The sequence below is a fragment of the Sphingopyxis sp. UBA6723 genome, assembly GCF_002454115.1.
Classification (GTDB): domain Bacteria; phylum Pseudomonadota; class Alphaproteobacteria; order Sphingomonadales; family Sphingomonadaceae; genus Sphingopyxis.
On record NZ_DKIH01000010.1, the window covers coordinates 267916 to 287419 of the forward strand.

19 protein-coding genes are annotated in these 19504 nt (G+C 66.2%); 9 read left to right on the forward strand and 10 right to left on the reverse strand.

Annotated elements, in window-relative coordinates; all coding sequences use genetic code 11:
• Positions 1–22 precede the first annotated feature (22 nt).
• Positions 23–910, reverse strand: coding sequence for a hypothetical protein (locus B4F07_RS09895; protein ID WP_293701209.1), 888 nt, complete (start codon positions 908–910; stop codon positions 23–25).
• A gap of 157 nt (positions 911–1067) precedes the next feature.
• On the opposite strand from B4F07_RS09895, the gene B4F07_RS09900 reads away from it, so the two are divergent.
• Genes B4F07_RS09900 through B4F07_RS09910 form a run of 3 tightly spaced genes read left to right on the forward strand, consistent with a single transcriptional unit; the run spans position 1068 to position 4928 of the window.
• Positions 1068–2606, forward strand: a complete 1539-nt coding sequence (locus B4F07_RS09900) for an NAD(P)/FAD-dependent oxidoreductase (RefSeq protein ID WP_293701208.1) — start codon at positions 1068–1070, stop codon at positions 2604–2606.
• Between the two features lie 25 nt (positions 2607–2631).
• Positions 2632–3063, forward strand: coding sequence for a GtrA family protein (locus B4F07_RS09905; RefSeq protein ID WP_293701207.1), 432 nt, complete (start codon positions 2632–2634; stop codon positions 3061–3063).
• The gene (locus tag B4F07_RS09910) at positions 3060–4928 is read left to right on the forward strand and encodes a hypothetical protein (RefSeq protein WP_293701206.1); all 1869 of its coding nucleotides are present in this window, start codon (positions 3060–3062) and stop codon (positions 4926–4928) included. Before B4F07_RS09905 ends, B4F07_RS09910 begins: the two co-directional genes overlap by 4 nt.
• A 25-nt stretch (positions 4929–4953) precedes the next feature.
• Here B4F07_RS09910 and msrB read toward each other — a convergent pair whose 3' ends face one another.
• From msrB to B4F07_RS09930, 4 genes are all read right to left on the reverse strand, one after another.
• Positions 4954–5439 carry a peptide-methionine (R)-S-oxide reductase MsrB gene (gene msrB, locus B4F07_RS09915; protein ID WP_293701205.1) on the reverse strand — a complete coding sequence of 162 codons (486 nt, stop codon included), beginning with the start codon at positions 5437–5439 and terminating at the stop codon, positions 4954–4956.
• Between the two features lie 73 nt (positions 5440–5512).
• A complete protein-coding gene (locus tag B4F07_RS09920) occupies positions 5513–6769 on the reverse strand; it encodes a cytochrome P450 (protein ID WP_293701204.1) in 1257 nt (418 codons plus the stop codon).
• Positions 6770–6970: 201 nt separating this feature from the next.
• The gene (locus B4F07_RS09925; protein ID WP_293701203.1) at positions 6971–8266 is read right to left on the reverse strand and encodes an ABC transporter permease; all 1296 of its coding nucleotides are present in this window, start codon (positions 8264–8266) and stop codon (positions 6971–6973) included.
• Positions 8263–9216, reverse strand: a complete 954-nt coding sequence (locus B4F07_RS09930) for an ABC transporter ATP-binding protein (protein WP_293701202.1) — start codon at positions 9214–9216, stop codon at positions 8263–8265. Before B4F07_RS09930 ends, B4F07_RS09925 begins: the two co-directional genes overlap by 4 nt.
• A gap of 67 nt (positions 9217–9283) precedes the next feature.
• Here B4F07_RS09930 and queG point away from each other — a divergent pair, with 67 nt between their 5' ends.
• Positions 9284–10336, forward strand: coding sequence for a tRNA epoxyqueuosine(34) reductase QueG (gene queG, locus B4F07_RS09935; protein WP_293701201.1), 1053 nt, complete (start codon positions 9284–9286; stop codon positions 10334–10336).
• A 154-nt stretch (positions 10337–10490) separates the two neighbouring features.
• Here queG and B4F07_RS09940 read toward each other — a convergent pair whose 3' ends face one another.
• Complete coding sequence (locus B4F07_RS09940) at positions 10491–10871, reverse strand: hypothetical protein (RefSeq protein WP_293701200.1); 381 nt, start codon at positions 10869–10871, stop codon at positions 10491–10493.
• A complete protein-coding gene (locus tag B4F07_RS09945) occupies positions 10868–11551 on the reverse strand; it encodes an EI24 domain-containing protein (RefSeq protein ID WP_293701199.1) in 684 nt (227 codons plus the stop codon). Before B4F07_RS09945 ends, B4F07_RS09940 begins: the two co-directional genes overlap by 4 nt.
• A 109-nt stretch (positions 11552–11660) precedes the next feature.
• On the opposite strand from B4F07_RS09945, the gene B4F07_RS09950 reads away from it, so the two are divergent.
• Positions 11661–12659 carry an adenosine kinase gene (locus B4F07_RS09950; RefSeq protein WP_293701198.1) on the forward strand — a complete coding sequence of 333 codons (999 nt, stop codon included), beginning with the start codon at positions 11661–11663 and terminating at the stop codon, positions 12657–12659.
• Between the two features lie 57 nt (positions 12660–12716).
• Complete coding sequence (locus B4F07_RS09955) at positions 12717–12974, forward strand: hypothetical protein (protein ID WP_293701197.1); 258 nt, start codon at positions 12717–12719, stop codon at positions 12972–12974.
• Between the two features lie 13 nt (positions 12975–12987).
• On the opposite strand, the gene B4F07_RS09960 is transcribed toward B4F07_RS09955, so the two are convergent.
• From B4F07_RS09960 to tsaD, 3 genes are all read right to left on the reverse strand, one after another.
• The gene (locus B4F07_RS09960) at positions 12988–14523 is read right to left on the reverse strand and encodes a lipopolysaccharide biosynthesis protein (RefSeq protein ID WP_414711711.1); all 1536 of its coding nucleotides are present in this window, start codon (positions 14521–14523) and stop codon (positions 12988–12990) included.
• A 76-nt stretch (positions 14524–14599) separates the two neighbouring features.
• Positions 14600–15592 carry an NAD(P)H-dependent glycerol-3-phosphate dehydrogenase gene (locus B4F07_RS09965; RefSeq protein WP_293701196.1) on the reverse strand — a complete coding sequence of 331 codons (993 nt, stop codon included), beginning with the start codon at positions 15590–15592 and terminating at the stop codon, positions 14600–14602.
• The gene (tsaD, locus tag B4F07_RS09970; protein WP_293701195.1) at positions 15589–16623 is read right to left on the reverse strand and encodes a tRNA (adenosine(37)-N6)-threonylcarbamoyltransferase complex transferase subunit TsaD; all 1035 of its coding nucleotides are present in this window, start codon (positions 16621–16623) and stop codon (positions 15589–15591) included. Before tsaD ends, B4F07_RS09965 begins: the two co-directional genes overlap by 4 nt.
• Positions 16624–16932: 309 nt before the next feature.
• Between tsaD and hemC the strand changes: the two genes are divergently transcribed.
• From hemC to B4F07_RS09985, 3 genes are read left to right on the forward strand one after another with little or no spacing between them, the layout of a single operon-like run.
• Complete coding sequence (gene hemC / locus B4F07_RS09975) at positions 16933–17886, forward strand: hydroxymethylbilane synthase (protein WP_293701194.1); 954 nt, start codon at positions 16933–16935, stop codon at positions 17884–17886.
• Positions 17883–18572, forward strand: coding sequence for a uroporphyrinogen-III synthase (locus B4F07_RS09980; protein ID WP_293701193.1), 690 nt, complete (start codon positions 17883–17885; stop codon positions 18570–18572). The genes hemC and B4F07_RS09980 overlap by 4 nt, the downstream gene beginning before the upstream one ends.
• 19 nt (positions 18573–18591) lie before the next feature.
• A complete protein-coding gene (locus B4F07_RS09985; protein ID WP_293701192.1) occupies positions 18592–19497 on the forward strand; it encodes a mitofilin family membrane protein in 906 nt (301 codons plus the stop codon).
• Positions 19498–19504 lie beyond the last annotated feature (7 nt).

Consider the following 19504-nt stretch of genomic DNA (forward strand, 5'->3'; position numbering starts at 1 on the left):
GGTTCGGGCGTGGTAGCAGATTTCACTCCAATTCAGGCCGGGGGGCCATCCAGAGCTTTTCGTGCGGAAAAGGAAAACGGATCGAAGCCGACCATTTTTGACCGTCTATTTCAAAAGCGCCCCGTTCATTCCGGCGTTCGAAGAACGCGCGCAGATCGGCAAGTTTGGTCGAAGGCATGAAAATGCTGAACGAGTCTCCGCCTCGCCTGACAGTCTTGGCATCGTTCAGTCCTGGCCATTTCTCCGGCCAATTTAATGACGGTTCGGGCGCATGTTCATACGGCCAGATCATCACCTCGATGTTTTCCGGTAGCCATTCCCGGCCTTTTGGATGTTTGAATTGCGCCAGTACGTCGTAGGCGTGATTGACTTCGAGCGGCACCTGAGCCCGCACGGCCTTATCCTCGAGCGAACCGTACACCGAAACAAATATGGGGCGGGCGGTTCGATAGATCAGCAAATTCTGCTCAGGCTGGTCGGTCGCATCCGCGGCATCGAAACGTCCATAGGACCGCGACAGCGAAGGCAGATCCAGCCGATCGAGCAGTTGGTCGATTTCGGGCTTGTCCAATCGTGTGGTGACGAAGCCGTTTGTGCTCTTCTGGATGACCGTTCCGTCCTCATAGAGTGCAAAGGTTGGCGAATCGGATCCCATTACAGACGCCCATGGATCGGTTTCGAGCAAAACCACGAGCGGGCCTGGCTGATCGGACTGCCTCGCTGCCGCGAGGGTGCGCGGTCGTTCGAAGAAGGCAACTTGGTCTGGCTGGGGCAGGATCTCGCGCGGCTCTACGTTGGGCGGTTCGGCACCGGAGCAACTGACGAGGCAGAAGACCGCAAGAGACATCAGTATTCGCGTCGCGCCCAATGTTTTTCCGTCTCCATTTCCCGCTTTGTCGGCAACCAGCACATCGCCGCGATGGCCGCAACAGATTGTTGCCTAGGCGGCTGGATTGGCCATTCGAACGACGGAGGCACCGAATGAGACCCCACAAATTTAACCATTTCTTAGCCATGATTGGCCACAGCGGAAGGGAGCATGAATTTGCCTGTGGGGAAGTCAATCAATGTCCGATCTATCCGGTTCGCCGACAAACCGCCCGACCAGTGTCGATGTTGCCGTCATCGGCGCCGGGCCGGCCGGACTGACCGCGGCCTATCAGCTGACGCAACAGGGGTACCGGGTGACGGTCATCGAGAAGGATCCGGTCTATGTCGGCGGGATCAGCCGGACGGTGGAGCATGACGGTTTCCGCTTCGACATCGGCGGGCATCGCTTTTTTTCGAAAAGCCGCGAAGTCGTCGATCTGTGGAACGAGATTTTGCCCGACGATTTCATCGAGCGCCCGCGGATGAGCCGCATCTATTACGAAGGCAAATTCTACTCCTACCCGCTACGCGCGTTTGAGGCGCTGTGGAACCTGGGCGTCGTGCGCTCGACCCTCTGCATGGTGAGCTATGCCAAGGCCAAGCTGTTGCCGAACAACAATGTGCGCAGTTTCGAGGACTGGACGATCAACCAGTTCGGCAAGAAGCTCTATTCGATCTTTTTCAAGACCTATACCGAGAAGGTTTGGGGCATGCCGTGCGACGAAATGTCGGCGGACTGGGCGGCGCAGCGCATCAAGGGGCTTTCGCTCGGCGGGGCGGTGATTGACGGGCTGAAGCGCAGCCTGGGGCTCAACAAACGGCCGAATGACGGCATGGCGACCAAGACTCTGCTCGAAACCTTTCGCTATCCGCGGCTTGGCCCGGGCATGATGTGGGACGCGGCGCGCGACAAGGTCGTCGCGGGCGGCAATCATGTGTTGATGGCGCACAGTTTCAAACAGCTGACGCAGGATCAGGTGAGCGGCCGCTGGCGGCTGACCGCGAACGGTCCCGATGGCGACGTCGTGATCGACGCGGCGCATGTCATCAGCTCGGCGCCGATGCGCGAGCTGGCGGCCCGTATCCATCCGTTGCCCGCCTGCGCGCTGACCGCAGCGCCGCAGCTGAAATATCGCGACTTTCTGACGGTGGCGCTCAAGATTCGGTCGGAGGATCTGTTCCCCGACAATTGGATCTATATCCACGACAGCAAGGTGCAGGTCGGCCGGGTGCAGAATTTCCGCAGCTGGTCGCCCGAAATGGTTCCCGACCCCGAACTCGCGTGCGTTGGCCTGGAGTATTTCTGCTTCGAGGGCGACGGGCTGTGGGCGTCGAGCGACGACGAGCTGATTGCGCTGGCGACCAAGGAAATGGCGATCCTGGGGCTGTGCGATCCCAAGGATGTCGTGGGCGGCGCCGTGGTGCGGCAGGAAAAGGCCTATCCGGTCTATGACGACGACTATGCCGTGCATGTCGAAACGATGCGCAGCGAGCTGGAGGCGCGCTATCCGACGCTGCATATGGTCGGGCGCAACGGCATGCACCGCTATAACAACCAGGATCATGCAATGATGACCGCGATGCTGACGGTGCGCAATATCGTCGCGGGCGAGCGGGTGTACGACATCTGGGGCGTCAACGAGGATGCCGAATATCACGAAAGCGGCACCGAGGGCGAACAGGCGGCGCTGGCATCGGTGCGCGACGTTCCCGCGCGCGTGCCGAAAGCTGCCTGAGGCGTTGGCCAAAGGCGTTTTTGCCATGCTGCCCATTTCCAAATTGATCGGATCGATCCGCCGCGGCGAAATTCGCTGGCTGAACTATTTGCTCGCCAGCGTGCTCGCGCTGGGGAGCGATGCGGCGCTGTTCCTGCTGCTGCTCGATTCGGGGTTGGCGCCGGTCGCGGCGTCGGCGGTCGGCTATTGCGCCGGGATATTGGTTCACTGGCTGGTGTCGAGCCGCCTCGTTTTTGCCGACGGCGCCGCGGCGCGCGGCACGGGTGAACGGCACCGCCAGAAGATGCTGTTCGTCGGATCGGCGCTGGTCGGCCTTGCCGTCACGACGGCCATCGTTGGTACCGGCAGCGCGCTGGGGCTCGATCCCCGCCTCGCCAAGCTCGCGGCGATCGTGGTCAGTTTCCAGACTACCTATTTGCTGCGCCGCCATATCGTTTTCCGGGCCGCCGCGGCGTGACCGACGTCGCCGTACCAGCGGCGTGTTGGGCACTGGGCAACCAGCCCGCGCCGGATGCGGACGGCAGCACGATGCCGCGCTGGCTGACCCCCATACGCATCGCGCTGCTGATCTGGGGCGCGATGAGCCTGATCGCGATCATCGCCAACTGGCCGGCGATTGTCGCGCTCGATCTGGGCGATACCGACGACGCAATGCGGATGGCGCAGGTGCGCGACCTGCTGGCCGGACAAAGCTGGTGGGATTTGTCGCAATATCGCGTCAATCCCGCGGGCGGCGGGGTGCTGATGCACTGGTCGCGGATCGTCGATGCGCCGCTGGCGGCGGGCATCCTGATCCTGAAGCCGCTGTTCGGGCAAGCGATGGCCGAACGTATCGTGATGACCTTGTGGCCACCGTTGCTGGGTGCCGTGCTGAGCGTGGCCTGTGCGCTGGGCTATCGCAGCCTGTCGGATCGGCGGATCGCCTATATCGTGCCGCTGTTCCTGATCATGTCGGGCTTTATCGTGATGCAGTTCCGCCCGCTGCGGGTCGATCATCACGGCTGGCAGATCCTGCTGGCGATGCTGATCATGGCGCAGGCGCTGCGGCCCGCCAGCTGGCGGGCGGGATTGTGGGGCGGGCTGTTCGCGGCGGCGTTGCTGGCGGTGTCGATCGAAGGATTGCCGATCGTGGCGCTGTTCGCTGGACTGGCGGCGCTTCGCTGGGCGCTATATGCGCGCGATGCCGATCGCGATCGGTTGTGCGGCTATCTCGGCGCGCTTGCCGGGGGAGCGATCCTGTTGCAATTTGTCACGCGTGGTCCGCTCGGGCTGCTTGGCACCTGGTGTGATTCGCTGTCGGCGCCTTATATGGCCGCCTTTGTTGCGGCGACGGCGGCGACCTTTGCCGTGGTGCGCGCCAACCCGGCGGCCTTGTGGGTCCGCCTGGCGTTGCTGGGCGGCGCCGGACTGGTCGCGGCGGCGGCGCTGGTGGGAACCGAGCCGCAATGTGCGAAGGGGCCTTTTGCGGCGCTCGATCCGGTCGTTGTCGATTTCTGGTATAAGAATGTCCTTGAGGGACAGCCGTTGTGGGCATCGCGCGGTTATGACGCCATTTTTGTGCTGGTGCCGTCACTTGTCGGCTTGATCGGATCGGTCCTGGCGTGGCGCGGCTGTGCCGTGGCCGATGACCGTAAGGCTTGGACCACGGTGATTGTCGCACTGGTGGGCGCAACGGCCATGTCATTGCTGGTGCTGCGGAGCGTATCGACCGCCCACCTCTTTGCCTTGCCAGGCGGCGCTTGGCTCGGCCTGCGCGCCTGGGACTGGGCGCGGACGATCCAGGCAACGATTCCGCGCGTGTTGGCGTCAGCCATGGCGTCGCTGACCCTGCCGCTGCTTGGCAGTATCGCGGCTTCCGCCGCGCTTGGTGTCCTGTTCACCGATTTGCGGCCCGATCCGGGCGATGATGCAGCGGCTGCGCCATTTGCAGGAAACTGTATGGATTCCGCCGCGGTTGCGGCGCTCAATGGCTTGCCACCGACGACGATCCTGACCCCGATCGACCTGGGCGCGCCGGTGATCTTCTGGACGCGGCACCGCCTGGTGGCGACGCCGCACCACCGCAACAAGGACGCGATGGCGGACACCATCCGGGTCTTTGCAGGCGACCCGAGCCGGGCCGAGGCGCTGATCCGCAAAAATGGTGCGACGCTGGTCGTCTTTTGCCGGACGGCCAATGATTTCAGGCAATATCGGCGTGCGCGGAACGATGCGCTGGCCGCGCAGCTTTACGCCGGGAAAGCGCCGATCTGGCTGGAACCCGTGCCCATCGCATCGCGTGCCGGGCTGTCGATTTGGCGGGTGAAGCCCGCGACCATGTGACGTCTCGGCGTCAATGGATTCGGCCTCAGGCGGGGCGGAAGGTCATTGCGGTACCGTTCATGCAATAACGCTTGCCGGTGGGCTTCGGGCCGTCGTTAAAGACATGGCCAAGATGGCCGCCGCAGCGTTTGCAATGCACTTCGGTACGCGCATAGCCCAGGTCATAGTCGGTCGATGTCGCGATCCCGCCCTTGAGCGGCGCCCAGAAGCTGGGCCAGCCGGTCTTGCTGTCATATTTGGTTTTGCTGGAATAGAGCGGCAGCGCGCAGCCCGCGCAGACGAAGGTACCGGCGCGCTTTTCCTTGTCGAGCGGATGGCTGAACGGGCGTTCGGTGCCGGCCTCGCGCAACACATAAAATTGCTGCGCGGTCAGCCGCTTTTTCCATTCGGCTTCGGACAGGCGCCACCCGGGGGCGGCCTGCGGGCGGGCCGATTTGGCCATCAGCATCGGGGCGGCAATCACGCCGCCACCAAGGGCGAGACCAGCTAGCAGGTAGCGGCGGTCAATCATCAGGGACTCCTGACCCGTTGCGTGGGCCTTGCTGTGAGATACGTGGCGTTATCGCGCCAGGTTTCACCGCGCGTCAATAATTCTCCAGCTCGACCTGCATGTGGCGATAGCCGTGGACGAAGCTGGCGTGGACGCGTTCGGGCTCGGCGAGCACATTGACGCGCAGGCGGCGCTTCTGCATTTCCGAGATCAGCGTGGTCAGTTGCAATTCGGCAACGCGGGCGCCGACGCAGCGGTGGATGCCATAGCCGAAGGCCAAATGGCGGCGCGCATTTTCGCGATCGACGATGATCCGGTCGCCGTCGGGAAAGACGCTTTCGTCGCGATTCGCCGAGGCGTACCAGAGCGCGATTTTGTCGCGCTTCTTGATCTGGTGGCCGAACAGTTCGGTGTCCTCCATCGCGGTGCGCCGCATGTGCGCGAGCGGCGTCTGCCAGCGGATGATTTCGTGCATCGCATTGACCGCGAGTTCGGGATCGTGGTTCGCCTCCAGCTTGGCGCGTTCTTCGGGGAAACAGTGCAAGCCATAGGCATAGGCGGACATCGAATTGCGCGTCGTGTCGTTGCCGCCGACGATGAGCAAGATGAGATTGCCCATGAATTCATGCTCGCTCATATGCTTCATCGCATCGGATTGCAGCATGATCGAGATCAGGTCGTGCTCGCCGGGGTTGAGCGCCTTGCGGTCCCACAATTCCTTGAACGCGGCGCCCATTTCAAACGCCTTGGCGGTGCGTGCCTGCCGCTGTTCGGTGGTGTCGAAGGATTCGATGTCGCCGAGCGCGTCGGACCAGGCGGTCAGCCGGTGGCGTTCTTCCCACGGAAAATCGAACAGGATGGCAAGCATGTCGGTGGTGAGCTCGATCGACAGTTTTTCCACCCAGTCGAAGGCTTCGCCGATCGGCAGCGTGTCGATCAGCGCCGCGGTGCGCGCGACGGTGTCGGCGCGCATGCGTTCGATTTCGGACGGGCCGAAGGCGGGGGCGACGGTGCGGCGCTGCGCGGTGTGCTGCGGCGGATCCATCGCGATGAACATCGGCAGCGGGATCTCGCCCTCTTTGAGATGTTCGACGCCATCTCCGGCGACGGTGATGCCGCCATATTCCCACGACGAGGAGAAAATCTTGGGCAGCGCCTCGATATGCTGGATCGGTTTATAGGTGGTCACCGACCAATAGGGGCCGAATTTCGAACCCTCGCAATGATAGATCGGCGATTCGGCGCGCAGCTGGCGCATCGGTTCCTGCCAGCGGTCCTCGCTCCACAATTCGGCGCGGCTGACGTCGAGCGGATTGGCGATTTCGGGGGCGGTGCGAATTTGGGTGGCCATGGGGCAGCTCCTCTGAAGGGCCGTCTCGTGCGGCCTGATCAGTTGCAGAATGCCACTATTTACAGCTTTGTCAATGAGGGGCGAGGCGTGAAGCGCAAAGTCTAACAGCCACCTCTTATTCGTCATCCCGGCGAAGGCCGGGATCTCACCCTGTCGTATCAACGCAGCGGCGAGATCCCGCCCTTCGCCGGGATGACGAGGTTAGGAATGGCGGTCGATAATCGCGGCGGTGGCGTCGGTGGCAAGCGCGGCGGTCCGTTTGCCGCGCCGCCAGAATTTCCAACTGCTGCCGCCACTCAGCACCCCGGCGCGGAAGAGGCGAACCGAGAGGAAGATCACGAGTGCGACCCAGATCGCCTGCCAGCCGAGCGCGAGCAGGTGAACCGCCTTGCTGTCGTCGGTCGCGGCGCGGGCGGCCATGGCGAGCGGGGACGAGAAGGGGAAGATTTGCGCGACCGTTGACAATGTGCTGCCCGGGGCGCTCGCGGCCGCGGTCGACAGGCTGAACATGCCGACCTGAAAGATCGTGATCGGCAGGCTGAGCATCTGGATTTCGCGCACCGTCGCCGCCTGCGCCCCGACACCGAGGAACACCGCGCCGAGGAGCAGGAAGGACAGGATGAAATAGACAAAGCCGATACCGAGGAAAAAGGGCCAGCCGGTCGCGGGTGCCGCGGTCAGGGCGGCGGTGGCCTTGCTCGCGCTTTGCACCGACGCGAGCGCCGCCGGATCGATCTGCAGCGCGGCGATCAGCCCGCCGGCGATGGCCATCACCAGCCAGAAGGCGATGAACAGCACCGCGACGCCCAGAAAGCCGAGCAGTTTGCCGAGAAAGACGCTTTCAAGCGGCACCGCGGCGGCGAGGATTTCGATGACCTTGTTGCCCTTTTCCTCGGCGAGCGAGCTGACGGTCTGGCCCGCGAGGAGCAGCGTCAGCAGGAAGATGATGAAGACGGCGCCGAAGCCCAAGGATTGCTGGAGCGCGATGCTGGTGCCGCCGCTCGACAAGGCTTCGAATTTGGGTGCGACCGCGGGTAGCGGCCCTGCGGCCTTCGATCGCAGCACATCGTCGGCGAGCAGTGCAAGATAATGGCCGGCGTTGCTGTCCGCCTCGCGCTCGACGATGCGCGGGGTCGCGAGCGGGCCGCTGAGCACGGCATAGGTGTCGCTGCCCTTTTCGCGCGCGATGGCGACCGGGTCGGCGGTGGCGGGGCTGGCGATGCGGACCTCAAGCACCGGCACGCGGCGCGCGACGCTCGCGCGCAACCGGGCATCGGCGGCGCGCAGCGCTTCGACGTCACCGGCGCCGACTACCGCGACGATGCGCCCGGCGCCGCGCGCGCTGTCGGCAAGCTGCGAGGCGCCCATGCCGCCCGCAAGTCCCATGCCGACCATGAACAGCGGCGCGAGCAGGAACAACAGGAAGGTCGGCGTCGCGACGATCGCCAGAAAGTCGCGGCGTGCGATGACGAGCATGTTTTTGAGGAAGGGGGTCATGTCAGCGCCTCCTCGACCGCGTCGGTTCCCGCATCGGCGTCGAAACTCGCATCGACCTGGCGGACGATATGGACAAAGGCGTCGTGGAGCGCGGGGCGGGTGATCGACAGCCCGGCGACGCCGAGGCCGCTGCCCGTGATCCGCGCCAGCAGCGGTTCGACGTCGGCATCTTCGATCGGGAAGAACCAGCTGTCGCCGCGCGGCTCGGCACCGGCGGGGAGCAGCGCCGCGATTGCGGTTGCATCGGCGTCAGCGCGCGGGGTGTAACGCACCTGCATCGGCAGCAGCCCGCGCGCGTCGTCGACCGTGCCTTCGAAGCGGCGCTGCGAGCGCGCGATGATCGCGAGCCGGTCGCAGAGGCGCTCGGCGTGCGCCATGACATGGGTCGAAAACAGGATCGTCGCGCCGCGGTCGCGTTCGCGGCGGACGAGCATTTCGAGCCGTTCCTGATTGACCGGGTCAAGGCCCGAAAAAGGCTCGTCGAGGACAATGAGGTCGGGGGCGTGGACGATCGAGCCGATCAGCTGGATCATCTGTGCCATGCCCTTTGACATCTTGCGGATCTTTTCGTCGATCACGCGTTCGAGGCCAAGTTCGGTCATGAAGGTCGCGGCGCGGCGGCGGCCTTCGGACCAGTCGAGTCCGCGTAGTGCACCCATGAACGCGATCGCCTCGCGCGCCTTCATTCCGGGATAGAGCCCGCGTTCCTCGGGGAGGTAGCCGATGCGATGGCGCACCGCCTGCGGGCGTTCGCCAAAGACGCGGCTGGTGCCCTCATCAGGGTCGATGATCCCCAGCGTCATGCGCAGGCTGGTGGTCTTGCCCGCGCCGTTGGGGCCGAGCACGCCATAGATGCTGCCCGTCGGCACCGTCAGGCTGACGTTATCGACCGCCTTGAAATCGCCGAAATATTTGGTGAGGCCGATCGCCTCGACGCTGAAATCGTTCAAACTGCGGTCCCTGATCTGATCATCCGCAAGCTATGGCACGGACAGGCAGCTCGCGTATAGAGCGGCAATGGTTGCCGAAGCCTTGCCTGCATTAGAAGACCGCCTCGAGGCGGTGGCGCGCGCGCATGATTTTGTTGCGTTCGGGATCGCCGATGCCGATGCGGCGCCGCAAACTGCCGAAAGATTGAACCAGTGGCTGGCCGCGGGGCGTCACGGCGATATGATCTGGATGGAGAGCCGCGCGGCACAGCGAGGATCGCCCAAAGGTCTGTGGCCCGAGGTGCGGTCAGTAATCGCGCTGGGGATGAGCTATGCCCCGGCGCAGGACCCGCTGGCGCTTGCTGAGCACCCCGACCGCGGGCGGATTTCGGTCTATGCGCAGGGCGGTGACTATCATGACGTCGTCAAACGGGCGCTGAAGGCGGTCGCGCGCTGGCTGGTTGCGGAGGCGCCGGGGGCCGAGGTCAAGGTATTCGTCGATACCGCGCCGGTGATGGAAAAGCCCTTGTCGGCGGCGGCGGGGCTCGGCTGGCAGGGCAAGCACAGCAATCTGGTCAGCCGCGAGTATGGCAGCTGGTTGTTTTTGGGGGCGATCTATACGACACTGGAGCTGGCCCCGAGCAATCCGGGCCGTGACCGTTGCGGCAGTTGTATGGCCTGTCAGGACGCGTGTCCGACGCAAGCGTTTCCGAAGCCATATCAGGTCGATGCGCGGCGCTGCATCTCCTACCTGACGATCGAGCATGACGGGCCGATCCCGCTCGACCTGCGGCGCGGGATCGGCAACCGTGTTTATGGCTGTGACGATTGTCTGGCGGTCTGCCCGTGGAACAAGTTTGCCGAAACCGCGCACGCGCACCGCGCTTTCCTGCCGCGCGCCGAATTGGTCGCGCCGTCGCTGGGCGACTTGCTCGCGCTCGACGACGCCGGGTTCCGGCAGGTTTTCGCAGGGTCGCCGATCAAGCGTATCGGGCGCGGACGAATGGTGCGCAATGCCGCGATTGCGGCAGGAAACAGCGGTGATGCACGGTTTCGGCCGATGCTGGAGCGACTGGCGGAGGACGACACGCCCATGGTCGCGGAGGCGGCCAGATGGGCGCTGAGTGAATTGACGTCGTGACGTCAACGATAATCCTCCCTGTCGCGCAGCGATGGGGAGGTGGCAGTCCGCTCGGCTGACGGAGGGGCTTTGGCGCTACCGCTGTGGCCCCTCCACCACTCGCTTCGCGAGCGGCCCCCCCCTCCCCATGGCCTCGCCACAGGGAGGATGACTATCACCGCCGCAGCGCTTCGATACAGCTCGGCACATTGGCATCGCGGCCGTCGGGGGTGCGCGCATCGACATGGGTGGCGAGCGGATCGGCGCCTTGTTTGGGCGGATAATAATAGATGTCGAGGATACAGGCGGCGCCAGCAAACTGCAGCTTTCGCGCGGCGCCTTCGGCGACGTCGAGCCGCGGCTTGCCGAACAGGCCGAGTGCCGAATTGGCCGAGCGGCCGATCAGGCTGTTGTTCTGCGTGGGGCGCGGCGCCGGGATTGCGGCGGCAGGCGCGCCGCCCGGGGGCGGGGTGGCGCGCGGAATCGCGTTGCCGGCGCAGCCGCCGAGCAGCAGAACGAGGCTGGCGATCGCGGCCAGACGGCGATTTTGGTTCATATGTTCCGGTCCCCGCTCCGCAGATGGAGCATGTGCACGGCCATAGCGGCGCTGAGGATCGGCGCCAACAGATTGGCGATGGGCACCACAAAGCTTGCGGCAGACAGCAGCCCGAGCGACCAGCGCGCGGGCCGATCGAGCCGCGGACGGTCGGGGTGGCGCGCCAGCACCATCGCCTCCAGATCGCGGCCAAGCAGCAGGCCGTTGACGAACAAAGCAAAGATCGGCGTGCCGATGCCGGTGACGAGCAGCAGGATGTAGATTGGCAGCGCGAGCAGGTTGCCGCCGATCAGCCGCACCACCGACGCAAGCGCGAGGCGGATATTCTGCCGCCAGCCGACATCGACCGCGCGCGCCGCGGCGGCGGGATAATGGCGTCCTTCGACATCGGCGACGATCGCATCGGCGAACAGTCCGACGACGACGATCGCAACGGCGCGGAACAGCAGCCAGCTGCCCGCGACGATCGCCAGGACGACGAGTAGCCCTGCCATGTCGCGCTCGGTCGCGCCGAGCCACTGCCAGTGATCGAGCGCCCAGCGGGTGGCGAAATAGATCGCAGCGCCCGCGAAGAGTAGGAGGAGGAGGGTGAGCGCGAGGCTTTGCAGCAGGATGCGCAGCACGCGCGGCTGCGGCACGTCGCGGAGCGCGAGCAGAAAGGCGTGGACGGCGCGGGTCATGTTTGCCGGGATGCGAGGGGGCGGCGCGCGCGTCAAGCGCCGCGCTTGCCTTGATCGGCCCGCATCCCTAAAGCGCGGCAACTTTTCCCCGCGCATCACAGGATATTTTATGGCCGCCACCGCCCGTTTCGACGTCGTCGCCATCGGCAATGCCATCGTTGACGTTCTCGCCCGCGCCGACGACGCGCTGATCGATGCCGAAAAGCTGGTCAAGGGGTCAATGCGGCTGATCGACGCCGACGAGGCCGAGCGGCTGTATGCCGCAATGGGTCCGGCGATCGAAATGTCGGGCGGCAGCGCGGCGAACACGCTCGCGGGCATGGCGGCGCTGGGGCGGCGCTGCGGCTTTATCGGTCAGGTTGCCGACGATCAGCTGGGGCAGGTGTTCACGCATGACCTGACGGCTCTGGGCGTCGCGTTCGACACCCCCGCCCAGTCCGGCGGCGCGCCGACCGCGCGCTGCCTGATCCTGGTTACCCCCGACGGCCAGCGCACGATGAATACCTTTCTGGGCGCATCGCAGAATCTGGGGCGTGAATCGCTCGACGCGGCGCTGATCGCCGACGCCGACATCCTCTATCTCGAAGGCTATTTGTGGAACGCCGACGCCTCACGCGCGGCGATGGCCGAGGCGATCGGGCTGGCCAAGGCGGCCGGTCGGCGCGTTGCCTTCACTCTTTCCGACACGTTCGTCGTCGCCGGGCATGGCGAGGATTTCCGCCGCATGACCGCGGCGCGCGAGATCGACATCCTGTTCGCCAATGAGGCCGAACTGCTCGTGCTGGCGCAGGAAGACGATTTCGAGGCCGCGCTGGCCAAGGTGGCGGCCGATGTGCCGCTGCTCGTCGCGACGCGCGGCGCGCATGGTGCGGTCGCAGTGACGAACGGCGAGCGTAGCGAAGTCGCGGCTGAGCCGATCGACGATGTCGTCGACACGACCGGTGCCGGAGACCTGTTCGCCGCCGGTTTCCTGTCGGGTCTGGCCGAAGGCCGCCCGATCGCCGACTGCCTGACGATGGGCGCGGTGTGCGCGCGCGAAATCATCGCGCAGGTCGGTCCGCGGGCGCAGACCGATCTTCGCGCCAAGGTCGCCGAACGGCTGGGCTAGGAACTTTCGGCCACCCAACGCGTCCTATGCGCCAGATGAACGGTACAGGAGGACGGTATGGCCGACGAAATTCACGAAACGCGTGCGCCCGACGGGACGACGCACACCACGACAATCATTGATCGCGAACCGCGCCGCGGCGGTGGATTGGGCATGGGCCTGATCATTTTGGTGGTGCTGGCGGTTGCAGGCTTTTTTGCTTTCCAGTTCCTCGCCAATGACAAGGCCGAAACGGGCGCAATCACCGAAGCGGCGCAAAAGGTGGGCGACGCCGCGCAGGATGTCGGCGATGCCGCACAGGAAGCGGTGAAGTAGTCGCAATCCCAGGCTAAGTGGCGGCGGGCTCGGCGCCCGCCGTTTCGGGGTGCTTCTTGAACAGGGCGCGATCGGCGGGGCCGAAACCGCGGGTCCAGATCAGCCATGCGTAGATGCCGAGGATGACCGGCACGCCGATCAGCAGCTCGGCCCATTCGGGCAGCTGCGTCGCGCCCCAGCCCAGAATCGCGGCGCCCGCGGTCGCCCATACGAGCGCCCAGCGCAGACTGTTGACGGGCGCGCCGAGCACATGTGCGAGCAGCCGCGCCTTCACCACCGACGCGAAACCCAAAGCGAGCATCAGCGCGAGCGCAACCGCCGCGGCGTAAGTGATGGGCGGCCAGCCCATCGACTTGGCGATCAGGATCAGCGTGACGCTCAATATCGCCTGCAACGCCAGCGTCGCGATGCTGATCAAAAGATTACGATGGCGTGCGACATAGACGAGCGCCGCCTCGCTGACGACCGCGGTTGCAGCGACGACTTCGGCGGCGAGCAGGAAGGCGAGCGCCGCGGTCCCGCTGACGAATTCGGGGCCGACGAGGCCCATCACCGCCTCGCCGGGGATGCCAAGCGCTAGCGCGACCCCGGCCTGCGCCGCGATGATCCAGAAACCGACCTGGCTGACTTGTGCCGCCACGGCGGCAAGCCGCTTTTCGGCAAGGTTGCGGGTGATGACCGGGCCGAGGATCGGCTCGAAGCTGGTTTTCAGCTTTTGCGGCAGCGATGCGACCTGCTGCGCCATGTAATAAATGCCATAGATCGTCGGCGAGGTGAACTGGCCGAGGATGAACAGGTCGAGGCGGCGCGTGCCCCATTCGATGGCGTCGGCGGCGGCCAGCGGCGCGTTGCGCCGCGCCACCGCGATCAGATGCGCCGGATGCGGCTGCCAGCCGCGCGGTCCGCCATAATGGCGCAGCATCGGGATCAGCGCGGTCAGAAAAGCGCCGACCATTGCGGCGGCATAGGACAGCATCAGCCCATCGCGCACCGAAACGAACCAGAAAGCTGCCGCCGCGGCGCTGATCACCCATGGTTCGACGATCGCGCGCGCACGCACGGTTGCGCCGACATCGAACCGGTAGGCGCAGGCGGCCAGCGCGATGTCGGTTCCCGCGATGGCAAAGACGAGCAGCGCCATCCAGCGATCGGCACCACCCACATCGCCCGCAGGATACATAAGCTGCGGAAAGGCGAAGAGAAGCGCCGATCCGGCCGCCGAGGCGAGGAGGGCGACGAACATCCCGTCCCACACCACGGTGCGGTGGTCTGCGCCGGGCGCGCTGAGCTGTTCGGCAAGGCCCCGCTTGAGCCCCAGCGTCGCGAGCTGCGCCACCAGTTCGATGACGAGCACGGCAAAGGCAAAGCGCCCGACCGCCTCAGGCCCGTACCAGCGCCCTGCGACGTAGAGAAAGGGCAGGCGCGCAACGAGGCGCAGGATAAAGCCGAAAAAATTGGTCCGCCCGCCCTTGGCGAGCGCCGCGGTGTCGGCGTCGCCCGCGGGAGCTGTTGCCGATGCGGGCACGGCTGCGCTGTCCGTCTGGCTCAAGCCCGCCGCCCCTTCTGCTGGTCCCCGGCGCGCAGTCTAGCGCGATGGCGGGTGGCAGGCAATTCTCTGCGAAAGCTCACCGACCCTCGGATCGCAGCGGGCGGCTGAGCAGGGCCTGAATGGCATCGGACACGCGCGTTTCGCGTGCCACCAGCTGTGCCACCGTGTCGCAGATCGGCATATCGATGCCGTCGGCGCGCGCCGCGGCGGCGATCACGGGGGCGCTGAACGCGCCCTCGGCAACGGTGCGGCGGTCGGCCATCAGCGTGGCGGCATCGTCGCCCCGCCCCAGCCCCTGGCCGAGCGCGAAGTTGCGCGAATTGCCCGAGGTGCAGGTCAGCACGAGGTCGCCAAGTCCGGCGAGCCCCGCGAGCGTTTCCGCCAGCGCGCCGCGTGCCAGCCCGAACCGCGTCATTTCGGCAAAGCCGCGGCTGATCAGGGCGGCACGGGCATTAAGGCCAAGTCCCGCGCCGTCGACGATGCCGCAGGCGATGGCGAGGACATTCTTGATGGCGCCGCCAATCTCGGCGCCGATGACGTCGGTTGACACATAGGGGCGGAAATGCGGGCGGGCGATCGCGCCGGCAATCGCGGCGGCGAGGTCGGGATCGGCGGCGGCGAGGGTGATCGCGGTCGGGAGGCCCGCGGCAACCTCGTGCGCAAAGGTCGGACCCGACAACACCGCATGCGGCCGCTGCGGTGCGAGGTCGCGTGCCATGTCGATCGGGAAAGCGAAGCTGCCCGCTTCCATCCCCTTGCTACAAAAGATCAAAGGTGCGTCGCCCGCCGGGAGTTCCGCGAGCACCGCGCGCAGGAACGGTACCGGCACGACGACGAGCAGAGCGTCGCAAGCGGCCATGTCGGGGAGCGCACTGGTCGCGGTGAGCGACGGCGACAGCGCCGCGCCGGGCAGAAACACCGGATTGCGATGCTCGGCGTTGATTGCGGCGACGACATCCGCTTCGCGCGCCCACAGGCGGACGGGCGCGCCATCGGCCGCAAGCAACTGCGCCAGCGCGGTCCCCCAAGCGCCGCCGCCGATCACGCCGAAGTTGCGATATGACGTCATGCTTTCACTCCCGCACCGCGCACGGTTTCAGCTTCAGGATCAAGCGGCCAGCGTGGGCGTGCGGCAACCGACAGATCGTCGAACAGCCCCGCAGCGAAGCGCTCGGCCCCGGCCCAGGCGATCATGGCGCCATTGTCGGTGCACAGCCACAAGGGCGGTGCGACGAACGGCCGGTCGAACCGCGCGGCGAGTTCGGTGAGCGCGCCGCGGATTGCGCCATTGGCGGCCACCCCGCCGGCGACAACGAACGCCGTCGCATCGGGGCAGGCGGTGAGCGCGATGCGGCTGCGATCGACGAGGCAGTCCACGACCGCTTGCTGGAACGAGGCGGCGAGGTCGGGGACGCTGTGCGCCCCGCTCGCGGCCGCGCGCGCCACGGCGCTTTTGAGCCCCGCGAAGGAGAAATGCGGTTCGGCGCTTCCGACCAGCGGTCGTGGCAGCGGCACGGCGTGCGGATTGCCGTCCTGCGCGATCCGCTCGACCGCGGGGCCGCCGGGGTAGCCGAGTCCGAGCAATTTCGCGGTCTTGTCGAACGCCTCGCCCGCGGCGTCGTCGATCGTCGTGGCGAGGCGGCGATAGTCGCCGACGCCGTTGACGAGCAACAACTGGCAATGGCCGCCCGACACGAGCAGCAACAGATAGGGAAAGGCGAGGTCGGGGTCGACGAGCCGCGGCGACAGCGCATGCCCTTCGAGATGGTTGACCGCGATTAGCGGCTTGTTTGTGGCATGGGCAAGCGCCTTGCCGGTGACAAGCCCGACCATCACCCCGCCGATCAGGCCGGGACCGGCCGTAGCGGCAACGGCATCGACGTCGGCAAGCGACACGCCGGCATCGGCGAGCACCCCGGCGACGATCGGCGCGAGGCGGTCGACATGCGCGCGCGCTGCGATTTCGGGGACGACGCCGCCAAAGGGGCTGTGCTCCGCCTCCTGCCCTGCGACGCGGTGCGCCAATATGCGCCTATCGCTGGCGACAAGCGCCGCTGCGGTCTCGTCACAGCTCGATTCAAGGCCAAGGATGAGAGTCATAATGTTGCGTGTCCCTTACCCGCGCGGGGCGTGCGGGGGCAAGCGCGGTTGAAAGGAATGAATCGCGCAGAGATGGCAGAGCACGCAGAGAAGAAGAAAAGAACTTTGTTCACGCGGAGACGCGGAGGCGCGGAGAAGAAGGCGCGGGTCGAATGACCCCTTTTTCAATCAACGCTTTACTAGGGCGCAACGCCGGATGAAGAGAAGCCGCTTCGCGGCAATCGCACTCTCTCCGCGCCTCCGCGTGAACAAATCTTCGTGCGAATCCCTTGTCTTCCTTTTCCTGTCCGGACGCCTTAGCAGCGGCGCATGGTTTCGATCCCGCATCCTACACCCGAACATCCGCTTCGTATCGGTACCCGCGCATCACCGCTGGCGATGGCGCAGGCGCATATGACGGTGGCGGCGCTGATCGTGGCGCATGGTCTTGCGCCCGAAGCGCTGGAGATTGTGCCGATGACTGCGACGGGCGACCGCATCCAAGACCGCGCGCTCGCCGAGGTGGGCGGCAAGGAGCTGTGGACGCGCGAGCTGGATGCGGCGCTCGACGCCGGGGTGATCGACATTGCGGTCCACTCATTGAAGGACGTCGAAACGCTGCGCGATGCGCGTTTTGCGTTGGGCGCAATGCTCGAACGCGCCGACCCGCGCGACCGGCTGGTGGTGCGCGATGGGATAGAGGCGGCGACGATTGCCGATCTGCCGCACGGAGCGAAGCTGGGGACGAGCAGCCCGCGCCGCGCCGCGCAGATCCGGCGAATCCGCCCCGATCTGGACCCGGTGCTGCTGCGCGGCAATGTCGCGACGCGGCTGGCGAAGCTGGCGGCGGGTGAGGCCGATGCGACCTTGCTGGCGGCGGCGGGACTCGACCGGCTGGGGATGCACGCGGTCGGCACCGCGCAGGATGTGGCGGTGTTGCTGCCCGCGGCATCGCAGGGCGCGATCGGCATCGAGTGCCGCGCCGCAGACGGCGCTACGCTCGCGCTCATCCTGGCGATCGACCACGCGCCGACCCATCGCGCGGTGGCGGCCGAGCGTAGTTTTCTGGCCGCGCTGGGCGGCGATTGTCGTTCGCCGGTGGCGGCGCACGCGCATTGGCGCGATGACGGCATGTTGCAACTCGACGCCGAGATTTTTTCCGAAGACGGCGCCGATCATGCAATCGGCCATGCGCTGATAGACCATGACGATGCGGCGGCGGCGCTGGCGCGGCGGTTGCTCGATGACGCCCCCGAAACGGTGCGGCGGCTGTTCGCTGCATGAGCGGCGGCCTGCCGCTGCTAGTCACCCGCCCCGAACCGGGCAATCGCGCCACGCTGGCGCGTGCGCAGGCGCTGGGATTGGATGCCCATGCGATGCCATTGTTTGTGGCCCGGGCGCTGCCATGGAACGCGCCAAGCGCAGCGAGTTTCGACGCGCTGCTGCTCACGAGCGCGCAGGCGGTGCGGCTGGCGGGGCCGCAGCTCGCGCGTCTGGCTCCGCTGCCGGTTTATGCGGTGGGGGCCGCAACGGCCGATGCGGCGAGGGCGGCGGGGCTGACGGTGGTTCAGACGGGCGAGGCTGACGCGCAGAGCCTTCTTGATGGCATGACGGCAGGTCAAGCCCCTAGAATCCTTTGGCTTTGTGGTCGCGATCGATCGGCGCTCGACCCGCGCGGCGCCGCGCTGGAGCCGCTGGCTTGTTATGCCGTCGATGCGGCCGAGCCATCGGAGGCGTGGGTATCGCTGATCGCTACACCAGCGGTGCTGTTGGCCCATTCGGCCCGCGCGGCGCAACGGATTTCAGACTTGGTCGGGCCGTTGCGCGCGCATCTGACGCTCGTTGCGATCAGCCCCGCGGTTGCGGCAGTAGCGGGCGAGGGCTGGGCCGGACGGGCCGCGGCAACACAGCCCACCGAAGCGGCACTGTTGGCACTGGCCCATGCTTTGTGCCACAAGGGCGGAAAATAGGGTCGTTCGAAAGAGACATATGGCAATCGACAGCATCGACACCCCCTCGCCTGCGGCCGAGGCGGTCCCGGCCAAGGGACCATCGTTTCGGCTGCTCGCCATCGCTGCCTTGCTCCTGCTGCTGATCGGGATCGTTGGCGGCGGCTGGGCAGTGAACCGCTGGTTGACGGGCAATGGCGCGGCATCAGCGGCGAACGTCATCGCCGCACCGCCGGTTCGTGACATGACCGATCCGGTGCGAATCGCCGATGCGGCACCCAAGGGGGCGCCGCTGATCGTCGCGCCGGTCGATGGTGCCAATGCGCTGGCGGCGCGCGTCGCCGAACTGGAGCAGCGCCTGTCGCGGATCACGCTGGAGGCCGAATCGGCGTCGGGCAATGCATCGCGATCAGAAGGCTTGCTCGTCGCCTTCGCGGTGCGCCGCGCTCTCGATCGCGGGCTTTCGCTTGGTTATCTCGACGCCCAGCTGCGGCTGCGCTTCGGCGACGATCAGCCCAATGCCGTAAAAACGATCATCGACACCTCGCGCGATCCGGTGACGCTGGAACAATTGCGCGCCGAGCTCGATACGCTGGCGCCGCAGCTCGTCGGGCGCGGCAGCGATGGCAGCGGCAGCTTGTGGACGGGGCTGCGCCGCGAATTGAGCGAATTATTCGTTGTGCGCGCCGCGGGAACACAATCGCCGCGCTCCGCCGAGCGACTCGACCGGGCGCGGCGTTATCTGGGCGCCGGGCAGGCCGATCTGGCGATCGCCGAGGTCGAGGCGCTGCCGGGCGCTGCCGCCGCCAACGACTGGCTGATCGATGCGCGGCGCTATCATGAGGCGCGGCGCGCGCTTGACCTGATCGAGACCGCGGCGATATTGGAGCCGCGCGACAGTCCGGCTGCCGCAATCGCCCGCAGCACCGCGGCACCGACCCCCTAGCGCGTGT